The organism is Pseudomonas sp. F(2018) (assembly GCF_005508865.1).
Taxonomy (GTDB): Bacteria; Pseudomonadota; Gammaproteobacteria; order Pseudomonadales; family Pseudomonadaceae; genus Aquipseudomonas.
In genome coordinates, this window is sequence record NZ_SCOM01000001.1 from 1 (window position 1) to 14,975 (window position 14,975).

A 14,975-nucleotide genomic window follows, 5' to 3' on the forward strand; every position below is an offset into this window, starting at 1 on the left:
GCCCCGCCCTCGCCTGCCTGATCCTGCTGCTGGCACAGGCGGCCAGCAGCAGGATCAGGCAGGCGAGGGCGGGGCGTTGCAACATGGCGGCATCCGATGCGGCGGCGTATCTAGCTGGAATAGCGCAAAAATCGGGCGCCTGTATACCGCAACGGCGGCGGCTTGTCTTGTCGGGGGCATGCGCTACCATGAGCCACCGTTTCGTAGGGCCTCATCTTCCATGCATTGTCCGTTCTGCTCCGCCAACGACACCAAGGTCATCGATTCCCGCCTGGTCGCCGAGGGCGAACAGGTGCGCCGGCGCCGCGAGTGCCTGGCCTGTGGTGAGCGCTTCACCACTTTCGAGACCGCCGAGCTGGTGATGCCGCGCCTGATCAAGTCCGACGGCAGTCGCCAGCCGTTCGACGAGGAGAAGCTGCGCGCCGGCATGCAGCGCGCGCTGGAGAAGCGCCCGGTCAGCGTCGAGCGCCTGGAAGAGGCCATTGCCCACATCAAGCACAAGCTGCGCGCTACCGGCGAGCGCGAGATCAAGTCGCGGGTGCTGGGTGAGTTGGTGATGACCGAGCTGCAGAAGCTCGACGAGGTCGCCTACATCCGCTTCGCCTCCGTGTACCGGCGCTTCCAGGACCTCAACGAGTTCCGCGAGGAAATCGAGCGCCTGGCCCGCGAGCCGTCGAAGGAATGAGCGCCGCCGACCAGCAACACATGGCCCGCGCGCTGGAACTGGCGCGCAAGGGGCTGTATTCCACCCATCCCAACCCACGGGTCGGCTGCGTCATCGTGCGTGACGGCAAGGTGGTTGGCGAGGGCTGGCATGCCAAGGCAGGCGAACCGCATGCCGAAGTGCACGCGCTGCGCCAGGCTGGCGAGCTGGCTCGCGGCGCCACCGCCTATGTGACCCTGGAGCCCTGCAGCCACCATGGCCGCACGCCGCCCTGCGCCGATGCCCTGGTGGCCGCTGGCGTGGTGCGGGTGGTGGCGGCCATGCAGGATCCCAATCCGGAAGTGTCCGGCAAGGGCCTGCTGCGCCTGATGCATGCCGGCATCGCCGTGCACAGCGGCGTGCTGGAGGCCGAGGCGCGAGCCCTCAACGCCGGTTTCATCAAGCGCATGGAGCAGGGCCTGCCGTTCGTACGGGTCAAGCTGGCCATGAGCCTGGACGGCCGCACCGCCATGGCCAACGGCGAGAGCCAGTGGATCACCGGCCCCGAGGCGCGCGCTGCCGTACAGCGCCTGCGCGCGCGGGCCAGCGTGATCATCACCGGCGCCGATACCGTGCTCACCGACCAGGCGCGCCTCACCGTGCGTGCCGAGGAGCTGGGCCTGAATGCCGAGCTGACCGCCCTGGCCATCGACCGTCCGCCACTGCGGGTGCTGATCGACGGCCGCCTGCGTGTGCCCCTCGCCGCGCCGTTCTTCCAGGCCGGGCCGGCGCTGGTTGCCACCTGCGCCGCGGCAGCCGCCCGTGATCGCTTTCTCGAAGACGGCCACGAGCTGCTGGCGGTGCCCGGCAGCAATGGCCATGTCGACCTGCGCCGGCTACTGATGGAGCTGGCCGGCCGTGGTGCCAACGAGGTGCTGGTGGAGGCCGGGCCGAAGCTGGCCGGCGCCTTCGCCCGCGCCGGGCTGGTCGACGAGTACCAGCTGTTCGTCGCGCCCAAGTTCCTCGGCTCCAGCGCTCGCCCGCTATTGGACTGGCCGCTGGCGCGGATGGCCGAGGCGCAGGACCTGGAAATCCGCGAAATGCGCGCCATCGGTAGTGACTGGCGGATCATCGCCGTGCCCAGGCCGCGCTGAGCCATTCGATAGCTTTGATCGAAGCGCTGCCATGCAGCGGCGCGGCAAATATGGTAAAAAGCCAGCCGCAGCCACTTTGCGGGCTGCAACGTTCTCAGGGCGGGGTGTGATTCCCCACCGGCGGTAATGACAGTCACTGTCTAGCCCGCGAGCGCCTTTCCAACGAAAGGGACAGCAGACCCGGTGCGATTCCGGGGCCGACGGTATAGTCCGGATAAAGAGAGAGCGGGATTCCCTTCCGGGGCGCCGTCTGTTGCGCCCGCGAAAATCCCTATCGATCGGCATTGCCCTGTTTTTGACCAAAACAGGAGTTCATCCATGCTGCATTGCAACAACTTCCGGGAGGACGCATGTTCACCGGCATAATCGAATCCATCGGCACCATCCGTGCCCTCAGCCCCAAGGGCGGCGACGTACGCGTGTACGTGCAGACCGGCAAGCTCGACCTGGGCGACGTCAAACTGGGCGACAGCATCGCCGTCAACGGCGTGTGCCTGACCGCGGTCGAGCTGCCGGGCGACGGCTTCTGGGCCGACGTCAGCCGCGAGACCCTGGCCTGCAGCGCTTTCATCGATTTGAAGATCGGTAGCCGGGTCAACCTGGAGAAGGCCCTGACCCCGACCACGCGCCTCGGCGGACATCTGGTCAGCGGCCATGTCGACGGCGTCGGCGAGATCGTCAAGCGCGAGGACAATGCCCGCGCCATCCAATTCACCGTGCGTGCGCCGCGCGAGCTGGCCAAGTACATCGCCCTGAAGGGCTCGATCACCGTCGACGGCACCAGCCTGACGGTCAATGCCGTGAATGGCGCCGAGTTCGAGCTGACCATCGTGCCGCACACGCTGGTCGAGACCATCATGGCCGACTACCAGTCCGGTCGCCGGGTCAACCTGGAAGTGGATCTGCTGGCCCGTTACCTGGAGCGCCTGCTGCTCGGTGACAAGGCCGCCGAGCCCACCGCCAGTGGCATCACCGAAGGTTTCCTGGCCGCACACGGCTACCTGAAGAATTGAGGAACGGCCAGATGGCTCTGAATACCGCAGAAGAACTGATCGAAGACATCCGCGCCGGCAAGATGGTCATCCTCATGGATGACGAGGACCGCGAGAACGAGGGCGACATCATCATCGCGTCGGACTGCGTGCAGGCCGAACATATCAACTTTATGGCCCGTTTTGCGCGGGGGTTGATCTGCATGCCGATGAGCCGCGAGCGCTGCGAGCTGCTCAAGCTGCCGCTGATGGCGCCACGCAACGGTTCCGGCTTCGGCACCAAGTTCACCGTCTCCATCGAGGCGGCCGAGGGCGTCACCACCGGCATCTCCGCCGCCGACCGCGCACGCACCGTGCAGGCCGCCGTGGCGCGCAACGCGGTGGCCGACGATATCGTCAGCCCCGGCCATATCTTCCCGCTGATGGCCCAGCCCGGCGGCGTGCTGGCCCGCGCCGGCCACACCGAGGCGGCCTGCGACCTGGCGCGCATGGCCGGTTTTGAGCCGAGTGGCGTGATCTGCGAGATCATGAACGACGACGGCACCATGGCCCGTCGCCCGGAGCTGGAGAAGTTCGCCGAGGAGCACAATCTCAAGATCGGCACCATCGCCGACCTGATCCACTACCGCCTGATCCACGAACGCACCGTCGAGCGCGTCAGCGAGCAGCCGCTGGATACCGAACTGGGCCAGTTCACCCTGGTCACCTACCGTGACGGCGTGGAGAACACCGCGCACATGGCTTTGACCCTGGGCAAGGTGTGCGCCGAGGAACCGACCCTGGTTCGCGTGCACAACATGGAGCCGCTGCGCGACCTGTTCCTGGTCAAGCAACCGGGCCGTTGGAGCCTGCGCGCGGCCATGGCCGAAGTGGCCAAGGCCGGCAGCGGCGTGGTGCTGCTGCTGGGTAATCCGCTCACCGGTCCGGAACTGCTGGCCCACCTGGGCAAGCAGCCGGCGCCGAGCCCTGCGACCTACAGCACCGTCGGTGCCGGTTCGCAGATCCTGCGTGATCTGGGCGTGCGCAAGATGCGCCTGATGAGCTCGCCGATGAAGTTCAACGCCATATCCGGCTTTGACCTGGAAGTTGTAGAATACCTGCCCGCTGAATGACGACCCCGGCCGAGCGCAGCCTGCGCCCGGCCCGGCTTTTCGTTCTACATTGATACCAACGGGACGCCCTTCGGCGCCCCGGCTCTTTATACAGACTGAGACTCGCCCATGACCCTGAAGACCATCGAAGGTACCTTCATCGCCCCGCAAGGCAAATTCGCCCTGGTGGTTGGCCGCTTCAACAGCTTCGTCGTCGAGAGCCTGGTCAGCGGCGCCGTCGACGCCCTGGTCCGCCACGGCGTGAAGGAAAGCGACATCACCATCATCCGCGCGCCGGGTGCCTTCGAGATTCCGCTGGTCACCCAGAAAGTCGCCCAGCGCGGCGAGTTCGCCGCCATCATCGCCCTCGGCGCAGTTATCCGTGGCGGTACCCCGCACTTCGAATACGTCGCCGGCGAGTGCACCAAGGGCCTGGCCCAGGTCTCCATGGAATACGGCGTACCGGTTGCCTTCGGCGTACTGACCGTCGACTCCATCGAACAGGCCATCGAGCGCTCCGGCACCAAGGCCGGCAACAAAGGCGCCGAAGCTACCCTGTCCGCCCTGGAAATGGTAAGTCTGCTGGCGCAGCTGGAGGCCAAGTGAGCCTGAACCACGACGACAGCCAGGACGCTCCGCAGCCCAAGGCCAAGGGCAAGATCGCCCAGCGCCGCGTGGCCCGCAGCCTGGCCATGCAGGCCCTGTATCAGTGGCACATGGCCGGTCAGTCGCTGAACGAGATCGAAGCGCAGTTCCGCGTCGATAACGACTTCAGCGGTGTCGACGGTGCCTACTTCCACGAGATCCTCGTGGGTGTGGCACGGCAGAAGACCGAGCTGGACGAGTCCTTCGCCACCTTCCTGGATATCCCGCTGGCAGAGCTGGACCCGGTCGAGCTGGCCATTCTGCGCCTGTCCGCCTGGGAGCTGACCAGCCGCGTCGACGTGCCCTACAAGGTGGTGATCAACGAAGGCATCGAGCTGGCCAAGGTGTTCGGCGCCACCGACGGGCACAAGTTCGTCAATGGTGTGCTGGACAAGCTGGCGCCGGTGCTGCGCGCGGCCGAAGTCAAAGCCAACAAGCGCTGATCTGGCAATTGCTGTGGGCGAGTTCGAGCTGATCCGCCGCTACTTCGCCGCCGCGCCCTGTGCGCAGGCGGCCGAAGGCGTGGCACTGGGCATCGGCGACGACTGCGCCCTGCTGCAGCCAGGTCCCGGCCAGCAACTGGCCGTGTCCACCGACACCCTGGTGGCCGGCGTGCATTTCCCCGATTCCTGCGACCCCTCGCTGCTCGGCCAGCGTGCGCTGGCCGTGGCGGCCAGTGATCTGGCGGCCATGGGCGCCGCGCCGCTCGCTTTCACTCTCGCCATGACCCTGCCGCAGGCCGATCCGGCCTGGCTGGAAGCGTTCGCCCGTGGCCTGTCACAGATGGCCGAGGCCTGTGGTCTGGCGCTGGTCGGTGGTGATACTACGCGCGGCCCGCTGTGCCTGACCCTGACCGTGTTCGGCCAGGTGCCGACTGGCCAGGCGCTGACCCGCCGCGGTGCGCGCCCCGGTGATCTGCTTTGCGTCGGCGGCAGCCTGGGCGATGGCTCCGGCGCGCTGCCGCTGGTGCTCGGCCAGCAGGTGGCGCAGGGCGAGGCGGCCGAATACCTGCTGGCGCGCTACTGGGCGCCGCAGCCGCAGCTGGCCCTCGGCCAGTGGTTGCGTGGCAAGGCCAGCGCGGCTCTGGATATCTCCGACGGCCTGCTCGCCGACTGCGGCCATATCGCCGCGGCATCCGGCCTGGCGCTGCGCATCGAGCAGGACCGCCTGCCGCTGGCGCCGGCCCTGCGTGCCCTGGCCGGTAGCGGGGCGCTGGACTGTGCACTGAGCGGTGGCGACGACTACCGTCTGGCCTTTACCCTGCCGCCTGAACTCCTGCCAGCGCTACTGGCCCAATGGCCGGAGGCCGTGGTGATTGGCCAGGCGAAGGCGGGGCAGGGCGTGCAGCTAATCGACGGCCAGGGCCGTCACATCGAACCGCCACGGGCGGGTTATCAGCATTTCGGGAGTAGCGGTGACTGAACTGGTGAAAGTGGCGCCGCGGGTGTGGCGCAATCCCTGGCATTTCCTCGCCTTCGGTTTCGGCTCCGGCCTCATGCCCAAGGCGCCGGGGACCTGGGGCTCGCTGGTGGCGATCCCCTTCATCCCGCTGTGGCAGATGCTGCCGGACTGGGGCTACTGGCTGATGCTCGGCGTGACCATGCTGTTCGGTTTCTGGCTGTGCGGCCGGGTGGCCGAGGACATGGGCGTGCACGACCACGAAGGCATCGTCTGGGACGAGATGGTCGGCATGTGGATCACCCTCTGGCTGGTGCCCGAGGGGTGGCAATGGTTGCTGCTAGGCTTTGTAGTGTTCCGTGTGTTCGACATCCTCAAGCCCTGGCCGATCCGCTGGATCGACCGCCATGTGCACGGTGGCATCGGCATCATGCTGGACGACGTGCTGGCCGGGGTGTTCGCCTGGCTGGCGATGCAGTTGCTGGTCTGGGGCCTGGCCTGATTCGGAGGCTATACATGCGCGTCTGCTGGCTGGCGTTGTTGTGGTGTCTGGGGTGGCCTATCGCCCAGGCCGACCAGGCACTGCCGGCCGAGGTCCAGCTGGTCAGCGAGCACTGGGTCGGCCATACCAACAAGGATGGCAGCGGCCTGGCCTGGGACATCATGCGCCAGGTGTTCGAGCCGGCCGGGGTGAAGATGCACTTCCGCGTCGTGCCCTACACCCGCTCCATCGGCCTGGTCCAGCGCGGCGAGGCGGATGCCTGGCTGGGCTCCTATCGCGACGAAGTCAGCGAGAAGATCATCTACCCGCGCTGGCCCTACGACGCCGACCAGATAGTCGCCCTGTCCCTGCGCGAGCAGCCGGTACCGACGCTGCAGAGCATCGGTCAGTACCGCCTGTCGTGGATACGTGGCTACGAATATCAACGCTACCTGCCCGGTGTGAAGCGCTACGAAGAGATCCAGCGCCGCGTCGGTATTCTGCGCATGCTCGAACTGGGCCATGCCGACTTCTTCCTCGATGCCTCCACCGAGGTCGAGGACGTGCTGCGCGAGGGGCCGGACTCTGCGCGCTTTCGCACTACTGCGCTGACCCGCTTGCCGCTGTATGCCGGCTTTGCCGATACTGCCCGCGGTCGCGCCCTGGCCGAACTCTTCGATCGGCGCATGGCCGAGCTGGTGCGTGACGGCAAGCTGCGAGCGGTCTTCAAGCGCTGGCAGCAGCCTTATCCGTTCGACGAGGACATGGAGATCCCCGATGCGTCGCCTTGAGCTGTTCGCCGCCAGCCTGCTGCTGGTCATGACTCCCTTGCTGCATGCCGAGACCCAGGTACAGGTGGTCGGCCTGTTCCCCGGTGCCGCGGTGCTGCTGGTGGATGGTCAGCGCAAGCTGGTGCGCAATGGCCAGACCGGCCCCGGCGGGGTCAAGGTGCTCAGCGCCGACAGCAAGGGCGCGGTGCTGGAAGTCGATGGCGTGCAGCGCAGCTATGGCATCAGCCGCGAATACAACCAGGCCGGCGCCAGTTCCGGGCCGCAGAAGGCCCAGCTCAGCATCAGCCGCGGGGTCGGCAACCACTACTGGATCGCCGGCTCCATCGATGGCCACCCGGTGCAGTTCCTGGTCGACACCGGCGCCACCTCGGTGGCGATGAACGAAGGCCAGGCCCGCCGCCTGGGCATCGATTACCGGGTGCAAGGCCGGCCCATAGTCGCCGGCACCGCCGGTGGCAATATAAGAGGGTGGCAGATCAAGCTGGACAGAGTGAAGATCGGCGGCCTGGAAGTGCTAGGCGTAGAGGGCGTGGTGCTGGAGGGCGACTCGCCCACCGAAGTGCTGTTGGGCATGAGCTTCCTCAGCCGGGTGCGCTGGCGCGAGGAGAACGGCGTGCTGCAGCTGGAGTCCAAGCTCTAGGTGCGCTTGGCCGATTCATCGGCCCTTTCGATCCTTATCCCCGACAATTCACGCTGCGCCGCAGTGCGACGCTGCTGGTACAATGCCGGCCTTTTCTGCCGAACGTCCAACAGGAGCACCCGGTGTCCGTCGTCTTCGTCGCCGCCTCCAAGCTGCCCACGCCCTTCGCGGTGTTCACCATGCACGGTTTCCTCGATGAGGAGAGCGGCAAGGAGCATGTGGCCCTGACCCTGGGCGATATCGCCGATGGCCAGCCCGTGCTGGGTCGCCTGCACTCCGAGTGCCTGACCGGCGATGCCCTGTTCAGCCAGCGCTGTGACTGCGGTGCCCAGCTCGAAGCCGCCCTGCGCGCCATTGCCAGCGAGGGCCGTGGCGTACTCCTGTACCTGCGCCAGGAGGGGCGCGGCATCGGTCTGCTGAACAAGATCCGCGCCTACGAGCTGCAGGATGGGGGGGCCGACACGGTCGAGGCCAACGAGCGCCTGGGCTTCGCCGCCGACCAGCGCGACTACTCGATCTGCCAGCCGATGCTCGATCACCTGGGCGTTCGCGAGATCAACCTGATGACCAACAACCCGCGCAAGGTCAAGGCGCTGGAAGGCTTCGGCGTGCGCGTGGCCGAGCGCCGCCCGCTGGAGATCGGGCGCAACCCGCACAACAGCAAGTACCTGGCGACCAAGGCCGGCAAGCTCGGCCACATGCTGGGTCTGCAACACCAGGAAGAGACCGAGTGACGCGCGCCGAGGTGCGTCGCCGACTCGCCCTCGAATGGTGGCGCTGGCTCGGCTTCGCCCTGGCACCGCTGTTCTTCCTCAATCTGCTGTTCGGCAGCAGCCAGGCGCTGGGTACGGTGCTGGAAATGCCGCTGTTCATCGCCGGCATGGCGTCCATGTTCATCAGCCTGCCGCTGTTTTCCGCCTATAAGCGCGCGCTGATCGCCACCGAGGCCGCCTTGGATGGCGAGCACGAGCGCGAGGCCTGGCTGGAGCTGGCCCGCCAGCGGCGCAAGGCCTTTCTCGGTGCCTGCCTGCCGGGCTGGGTCGCCGCGATTGCCCTGTTCAGCGGATTGAATGCCGTCGCCCTGATCCTCCTCGCTCTGAGCAGCGTCGTGCTGCTCTGCCTGTATCGCATCCCGCGCCAGCTTGGCTAAGGGCCTCTTCGCTACCTGCCTGTTGCTCTTGAGCCTGCCGCTGTGCGCGGCCGAGCGGGTGGTCAGCCTGGCACCCTCGATGTCGGAAATCATGCTGGAGCTGGGCGCCGAAGAGCGCCTGGTTGGCGTGCTCGACAGCGGCGAGCGGCCGCCCGGCCTGGAGCATGTAGCTTCGGTGGGGCGTCATGAGGCTGTCGGGGTGGAAAGCCTGCTTGCTCTCAAGCCGGACCTGCTGTTGCTCTGGCCGAACAGTGTGACCGAGGCGCAGCTCGAGCAGCTGCGTGGGTTCGGCATTCCAATCTACGTTGGCGAGCCGCGCGACCTGAGCGAGCTGGCCGAGCAGTTTGCCGAGATCGGCGAGCGGGTCGGTCGTGCCGAGCGTGGCCGCGAGCTACGCCAGCGCTTTCGCGACGGCATGGCGCGGCTGCGTGACCGGTACAGGCGGGACACTCCGCTGCCGGTGTTCTACCAGATCTGGCCGGAGCCGCTGTACACCATCGGCGGGCAGCAGATCATCGGTGAAGCACTGGCTGTGTGCGGCGCACGCAACGTGTTCGCCGACTTGCAGCTGCCGGCGCCGCAGGTGAATGTCGAGGCGGTGCTAGGGCGCGAGCCCGAGGTGATCCTCGGCGGCAGCGCTGCCGAACTGGCCCACTGGCGCGCCTGGCCACAGCTGCCAGCGGTACGCCGGGGCCAGCTCTGGGCCTTGCCGGACAAGGGGCTGGAACGCCCCAGTTTCCAGATGCTGGCGGCCACCGAGAAGCTCTGCGCGCTGCTCGGCAGCGCACGCTGACTCAGAAGCGATAGCCCAGACTCAGCACCACCGTTTCCTCGGGCGCGGCGTAGACGCTGCCGCCCCGGTAGACGAAGGCGTCGTAGCGCTTGCCGGTGAGATTGTCGACGCGCAGCTTGGCGGTGAAGTCGCGGTAGTCATACTTCAGTGCGGCGTTGAGCAGGGTGTAGCCGCCCACTCTGCCGTCGCTGTTGGCCTCGTCACTGACCGCATAGCGAGATCCGGTGTAGACCGCCTCCACGTAGCTACTGAGGCCCTCCAGCCACTGGTAGTTGAGACCGGCGCTGGCGCTGTGGCGAGCGACCCAGGGCACCTCGTTGCCCTCGAAGCTGCCGTCGCGATATTCCGAGTCGGTGAAGCTGTATTGAGCGTCGATGCTCAGGCGTTCGCTCAACGGGCGTGAGCCTTCCAGTAGCAGGCCCTGGCGGCGAGTTTTGTCCAGATTGATATTGGCGCCCTTGCCGCCGAATCCGCCGGGGTTGGCGATCTCGGCGTCGTACATCAGCTCATCCTGCAGATCCAGGCGATACAGGCTGGCCTGATAGAGTTGACTGCCGTCGTTCCACTCCACGCCACTCTCCCAAGACACGCCAGTCTGTGGCTTGAGGAAGGTCACCCCGGGCAGGATGAAGGCGTTCTCATCGACGTTGGCCCAGCGCAGCACGTCCTCGCGCTTCACGAACAGGCGGGTCTCGGTGTCAGCCTGCCAGCTCAACCCGAGGCTGGTGCTGCCTTCGCGGTCGGTGTGGCTGGTGGCATCGACCTGGGTACGGTCTTCTGCTTCGCTGGCACGGTAGCCAAGGGTCAGGGTCAGCTCGCTACCCAGGCCCTGGCTGAGCTGGCCATACCAGTCGCGTTGGGTCTGCCGTGCCAGGGTTTCGCTGAAGGCACTTTCGTACTGATAGTCGCTTTGCACATGGTCATGGCCGAGCAGCAGCTCGCTGTGGCCGAGCGCGCTATCCCAGCTTCCGGTGAGGCGCGGGCTGAACGTCTCAGTGCGGGTGCCTTGGTCGAACCAGCCATAGAAGTCGCCGGTGCCGTCCTGATCGCTGTCGCTGTAGTCGAAATTGAGTGTCCATGTCTCGCTCAGGCCCTGCTCCAGGGCGAAACGCTGTACTTGAGTCTTGCGATCGTTCCAGTTGCTGGACAGGCTTTGCTTGCGGTCGATACGGCGTTGAGCGCGGCTCAGCGAATCCGGGTAGAGCTGCTCGTCGTCGATGCTCTGGTATTCGTAGAGCAGCCAGCCATCTGCATGGTCGTAGCGCAGGCGGGCGAAGGCATTGTCGTAGCCAGAGTTGTTGTGGTCGCGATAGTTGTCGGCGTTGCGCGTCTCGCCGCTGGCGTAGACCGAGAAGCCCGCACCGAGCTGCTGCTGGACGTGGCCACGGTAAGCCTCCAGATCGTGGCTGCCGAGGCTGGTTTCGACATAGGCCTCGTTGCTGTCCGGTGTACGGGTGACGATGTTGACCACCCCGCCCACCGCCTGGTCGCCGTAGAGCACGGTGCCGGCGCCTCGGATGATCTCGATGCGCTCGATGTTGGCCAGCGGCACACTGTTCAGGTCGGGGCCGGACAGGCTTGGCTGGTTCAGGCGCCGGCCGTCCACCAGCACCAGGGTGTTGTTGATGGCGTTTTCACCGAAGCCGCGCAGGCTGAGCGCGGCGCGGTTACCGTCGCCCATGGTGTCGCGCACTTGCAGACCGGCCTGGCCACGCAACAAGTCGACCAGGCTGCCGGCGGCGGAAGCTTCGATCTGCTCGCGATCGATCACTGCGATGCTGGCTGGGGCAGGAGCTTCGAGGTCGGTGGCGCGAGTAATCACCAGCGGCGGCAATTCGATGTCCGCGGCAAGCGGAGAAAGGCCCGGCGCGAGGGTCAGGGTGAGAGCAAGGCGGGACAACTTCATGGAGATTCCTCAAAGATCGCAAGACTTCGAGGAGGGCAGGACAGGCGCGGGCGGGCGCCTGACGGTGCTGCCCTCCGCAACACCAGTCGAATCCGTCCAGGCCGGTCTCCGGGCTCTCGACGCGCCGGCTCGCCTTCCCGGGAAACCCAGTGGCTGATGAGCGGGCGTGCAGCCTGTGGGCTGCGGTCGATTACCGTTGCGGGGGCAGCGCCGGGATGGCTCCTTGCGGAGCGCACCGGCTTCCCGTTTAACGCTGCTCCTGTGGACGCAGCGCACCTGGGCGGAATGCAAAAACGCCGCGCACCTTAGTGCGCAGCCGGATGAATTACAAACAAGTTGGATTCAGGGCTGGATGAGCATGGCTCATCCAGCCAGCTGCGCCAGTCGCGCCCGCACCGCCGTCTCGATGCCGGCGGTATCCAGCCCGCACTCGGCGAGCATCTGCGCCGGCTTGGCGTGCTCGACGTAGTAGTCGGGCAGGCCCAGGTGCAGCAGTGGCTTGACCAGGTTCTCGGCGGCGAGGAACTCGCTGACCGCGCTGCCGGCGCCGCCCATCACGGCATTTTCCTCGATGGTCACCAGCAGCTCGTGGCTGGCGGCCAGTTCACGTAGGAGGCTTTCGTCGAGGGGCTTGACGAAGCGCATATCGACCACGGTGGCGTCCAGGGCTTCACCGACGCGCAGCGCCTCGGCCAGTTGCACACCGAAGGCCAGCAGGGCGGTGCGTTTGCCCTGGCGACGGACCACGGCCTTGCCGATTTCCACCGGCTCCAGGCGCGGGTCGATCGGCGTGTTGGGACCGCTGCCGCGCGGATAACGCACGGCTGCCGGGCCCTGGAAGTGGTAGCCGGTGGTCAGCAGCAGGCGCAGCTCGTTCTCGTCGCTGGGCGTGGCCACCAGCATGCCGGGGATGCAGCGCAGGTAGGAGATATCGAAGCTGCCGGCGTGGGTCGGGCCGTCTTCGCCGACCAGGCCGGCGCGGTCGATGGCGAACAAGACGTCGAGGTTCTGCACCGCCACGTCGTGGATCAGCTGGTCGTAGGCGCGCTGGAGGAAGGTGGAGTAGATCGCCACCACCGGCTTGGCGCCGTCGCAGGCCATGCCGGCGGCCAGGGTCACCGCGTGCTGCTCGGCGATGGCGACGTCGAAGTAGCGCTCCGGGAAGCGCTCGCTGAAGGCCACCAGATCGGAGCCTTCCTTCATCGCCGGGGTGATGCCGACCAGGCGCTCGTCCTGCTCGGCCATATCGCACAGCCACTGGCCGAACACGGCGGAGTATTTCGGGCCGGAAGGTTGCTTCGGCTCGACTGGCGCCTTGATCGGCTCCAGCTTGGTGATGGCGTGGTAGCCGATCGGGTCGACCTCGGCCGGGGCGAAGCCCTTGCCTTTCTTGGTCACCACATGGAGGAACTGCGGGCCCTCCAGGTCGCGCATATTGCGCAGGGTGGCGACCAGGGTCGGCAGGTCGTGGCCGTCGATGGGGCCGACGTAGTTCCAGCCCAGTTCCTCGAACAGGGTGCCGGGCACCAGCATGCCCTTGGCGTGCTCCTCGACCTTGCGCGCGATCTCCCAGGCGCCGGGCAGGCGCGAAAGGATCTTCTTGCTGCCTTCGCGCATGCTCGAATAGGTGCGGCTGGAGATGATCTTGGCCAGGTAGTTGGACAGGCCGCCGACGTTCTTGGAGATCGACATGTCGTTGTCGTTGAGCACGACCAGCATGTCGGCCTTCACATCGGAGGCATGGTTGAGTGCCTCGAAGGCCATGCCGGCGGTCAGTGCGCCGTCACCGATCACGGCCACCGACTTGCGCTTGCTGCCCTGCAGGCGGGCGGCGATGGCCATGCCCAGCGCGGCGCTGATGCTGGTGCTGGAGTGGCCGACGCCGAAGGTGTCGTACTCGCTCTCGCTGCGGCGCGGGAAGGCGGCCAGGCCGTCCTTCTGGCGCAGGCTGCCCATGCGCTCGCGGCGGCCGGTGAGGATCTTGTGCGGGTAGGCCTGGTGGCCGACGTCCCACACCAGGCGGTCGTCCGGGGTGTCGAAGATGTAGTGCAGGGCGATGGTCAGCTCGATCACGCCGAGGCCGGCACCGAAATGCCCGCCGGTCTGGCCAACGCTGTACAGCAGGTATTGGCGCAGCTCGTCGGCCAGGCTTTCCAGCTCGCTTTCCGCCAGGCGACGCAGGCCGTCCGGGGTGTCGGCGCTGTCGAGCAGGGGCGTGGCGGGACGCTCGCGGGGGATTTCGTGGAAGGTGGTCGGCATCAGGCAGATCGTTATAGGCATACAAAAGATGCGGCAGTTTACCTGAAGCGCCGGAAACAGCCCAAACGACCTGTAAGCGGATCAGTCCGCGGCGTAATGCCGCGCCAGAAAGTCCAGCAGCAGGGCGTTTACCCGCGCGCCGTCCTCACTCTGCAGCCAGTGGCCGCAACCGGGCAACAGGTGCTGTTCCAGGCGTGGCACCTTGGCGGCCATGCGCTTGAGTGTCGGGACCTCGAAGCGCCCGACCGGATCGCGGTCGCCGAGCAGGAACAGGGTCGGCTGCTCTACCTGCAGCTCGGCCAGCGGCTCGCTGCGCTGCCAGTTGCGTTCGAAGTTGCGGTACCAGTTCAGCGCACCGTGGAAGCCGCGCCCGGCGAAGGTTTGCTCGTACACGGCGAACAGCTCGGGCGAACACCAGGCCGGCAGCGGCAGGTCGCCCAGGCCATCGAACAGGCGGGCATCGGCCGGCTTGTCGGCCAGCAGCGCGCCCTCCAGGCCGCCGAGCAGCAGGCGCAGGCTGCGGCCGATGTCGAGGTCCAGCTCGGCCTCGGCCACACCCGGCTGCTGGAAGTAGAGGATGTAGTGGAAGCGCCCGACGTAGGCCTCGCGCATCATCTCGATGGCCGGGCGCTTGGGCCGGCCGCCGAAGGGCACGGAGAGGGCGCCGAGCGCCTGCACCCGCTCGGGTTCCAGCAGAGCCAGGTGCCAGGCCACCGGCGCGCCCCAGTCGTGGCCGACCATGGCGACGCGATCCTGGCCGAGGACGTCCATAGCGCCCTGGATATCGCCGCACAGGGTCAGCAGGTCGTAGGCGGCGGGATCTGTCGGCGCGCTGCTCCGCCCGTAGCCGCGCATCTCCGGGGCGAACACCCGGTAGCCGGCGGCGGCCAGCGCCTCGATCTGCGGGTGCCAGGCGTACCAGCACTCGGGGAAGCCGTGTAGCAGCCACACCGGCTTGCCGTGCGCCGGACCGGCGCTGTAGAGGCTGAGGTCAACGCCGTTGACCGCCAGCAGCTGGTGCTCGATGTGCAT

At 67.0% G+C, this 14,975-nt stretch carries 16 protein-coding genes and 2 riboswitches; of the genes, 13 read left to right on the forward strand and 3 right to left on the reverse strand.

Annotated elements, in window-relative coordinates; all coding sequences use genetic code 11:
• Window positions 1–220 precede the first annotated feature (220 nt).
• The 13 genes from nrdR to FFS62_RS00065 all read left to right on the forward strand — a co-directional run bounded on the left by nrdR (window position 221) and on the right by FFS62_RS00065 (window position 9,778).
• Complete coding sequence (gene nrdR / locus FFS62_RS00005) at window positions 221–685, forward strand: transcriptional regulator NrdR (RefSeq protein WP_137970782.1); 465 nt, start codon at window positions 221–223, stop codon at window positions 683–685.
• On the forward strand, window positions 682–1,797 hold the full coding sequence (gene ribD / locus FFS62_RS00010; protein ID WP_137970783.1) for a bifunctional diaminohydroxyphosphoribosylaminopyrimidine deaminase/5-amino-6-(5-phosphoribosylamino)uracil reductase RibD: 1,116 nt from the start codon (window positions 682–684) through the stop codon (window positions 1,795–1,797). The genes nrdR and ribD overlap by 4 nt, the downstream gene beginning before the upstream one ends.
• Before the next feature lie 86 nt (window positions 1,798–1,883).
• Window positions 1,884–2,028: riboswitch (FMN riboswitch) on the forward strand.
• 119 nt (window positions 2,029–2,147) lie between these two features.
• Window positions 2,148–2,810 carry a riboflavin synthase gene (locus FFS62_RS00015; protein ID WP_137970784.1) on the forward strand — a complete coding sequence of 221 codons (663 nt, stop codon included), beginning with the start codon at window positions 2,148–2,150 and terminating at the stop codon, window positions 2,808–2,810.
• An 11-nt stretch (window positions 2,811–2,821) separates the two neighbouring features.
• Window positions 2,822–3,901, forward strand: a complete 1,080-nt coding sequence (ribBA, locus tag FFS62_RS00020; RefSeq protein ID WP_137970785.1) for a bifunctional 3,4-dihydroxy-2-butanone-4-phosphate synthase/GTP cyclohydrolase II — start codon at window positions 2,822–2,824, stop codon at window positions 3,899–3,901.
• Window positions 3,902–4,009: 108 nt separating this feature from the next.
• Window positions 4,010–4,486, forward strand: coding sequence for a 6,7-dimethyl-8-ribityllumazine synthase (gene ribE / locus FFS62_RS00025; protein WP_137970786.1), 477 nt, complete (start codon window positions 4,010–4,012; stop codon window positions 4,484–4,486).
• Between the two features lie 2 nt (window positions 4,487–4,488).
• Window positions 4,489–4,968, forward strand: coding sequence for a transcription antitermination factor NusB (nusB, locus tag FFS62_RS00030; protein ID WP_256662147.1), 480 nt, complete (start codon window positions 4,489–4,491; stop codon window positions 4,966–4,968).
• 13 nt (window positions 4,969–4,981) lie between these two features.
• Window positions 4,982–5,947: a thiamine-phosphate kinase gene (gene thiL / locus FFS62_RS00035; protein ID WP_137970788.1), complete on the forward strand. Its 966-nt coding sequence runs from the start codon at window positions 4,982–4,984 to the stop codon at window positions 5,945–5,947.
• Entirely contained in the window at window positions 5,940–6,425 is a 486-nt protein-coding gene (locus FFS62_RS00040; RefSeq protein WP_256662093.1) for a phosphatidylglycerophosphatase A, read from the forward strand. The genes thiL and FFS62_RS00040 overlap by 8 nt, the downstream gene beginning before the upstream one ends.
• A gap of 14 nt (window positions 6,426–6,439) precedes the next feature.
• Complete coding sequence (locus FFS62_RS00045) at window positions 6,440–7,195, forward strand: ABC transporter substrate-binding protein (RefSeq protein WP_137970790.1); 756 nt, start codon at window positions 6,440–6,442, stop codon at window positions 7,193–7,195.
• Window positions 7,182–7,835, forward strand: coding sequence for a TIGR02281 family clan AA aspartic protease (locus FFS62_RS00050; RefSeq protein ID WP_137970791.1), 654 nt, complete (start codon window positions 7,182–7,184; stop codon window positions 7,833–7,835). Before FFS62_RS00045 ends, FFS62_RS00050 begins: the two co-directional genes overlap by 14 nt.
• A 122-nt stretch (window positions 7,836–7,957) precedes the next feature.
• Window positions 7,958–8,569 carry a GTP cyclohydrolase II gene (ribA, locus tag FFS62_RS00055; protein WP_137970792.1) on the forward strand — a complete coding sequence of 204 codons (612 nt, stop codon included), beginning with the start codon at window positions 7,958–7,960 and terminating at the stop codon, window positions 8,567–8,569.
• The gene (locus FFS62_RS00060) at window positions 8,566–8,985 is read left to right on the forward strand and encodes an MFS transporter (RefSeq protein ID WP_137970793.1); all 420 of its coding nucleotides are present in this window, start codon (window positions 8,566–8,568) and stop codon (window positions 8,983–8,985) included. Before ribA ends, FFS62_RS00060 begins: the two co-directional genes overlap by 4 nt.
• Window positions 8,978–9,778 (forward strand): cobalamin-binding protein, encoded by an 801-nt coding sequence (locus FFS62_RS00065; RefSeq protein ID WP_137970794.1) that lies wholly within the window; start codon window positions 8,978–8,980, stop codon window positions 9,776–9,778. Before FFS62_RS00060 ends, FFS62_RS00065 begins: the two co-directional genes overlap by 8 nt.
• Before the next feature lies 1 nt (window position 9,779).
• Here FFS62_RS00065 and FFS62_RS00070 read toward each other — a convergent pair whose 3' ends face one another.
• From FFS62_RS00070 to FFS62_RS00080, 3 genes are all read right to left on the reverse strand, one after another.
• Window positions 9,780–11,684, reverse strand: a complete 1,905-nt coding sequence (locus FFS62_RS00070) for a TonB-dependent receptor (RefSeq protein ID WP_137970795.1) — start codon at window positions 11,682–11,684, stop codon at window positions 9,780–9,782.
• An 81-nt stretch (window positions 11,685–11,765) separates the two neighbouring features.
• Window positions 11,766–11,979: riboswitch (cobalamin riboswitch) on the reverse strand.
• Between the two features lie 68 nt (window positions 11,980–12,047).
• On the reverse strand, window positions 12,048–13,943 hold the full coding sequence (dxs, locus tag FFS62_RS00075) for a 1-deoxy-D-xylulose-5-phosphate synthase (protein WP_137970796.1): 1,896 nt from the start codon (window positions 13,941–13,943) through the stop codon (window positions 12,048–12,050).
• A gap of 81 nt (window positions 13,944–14,024) precedes the next feature.
• Complete coding sequence (locus FFS62_RS00080; RefSeq protein ID WP_137970797.1) at window positions 14,025–14,975, reverse strand: alpha/beta fold hydrolase; 951 nt, start codon at window positions 14,973–14,975, stop codon at window positions 14,025–14,027.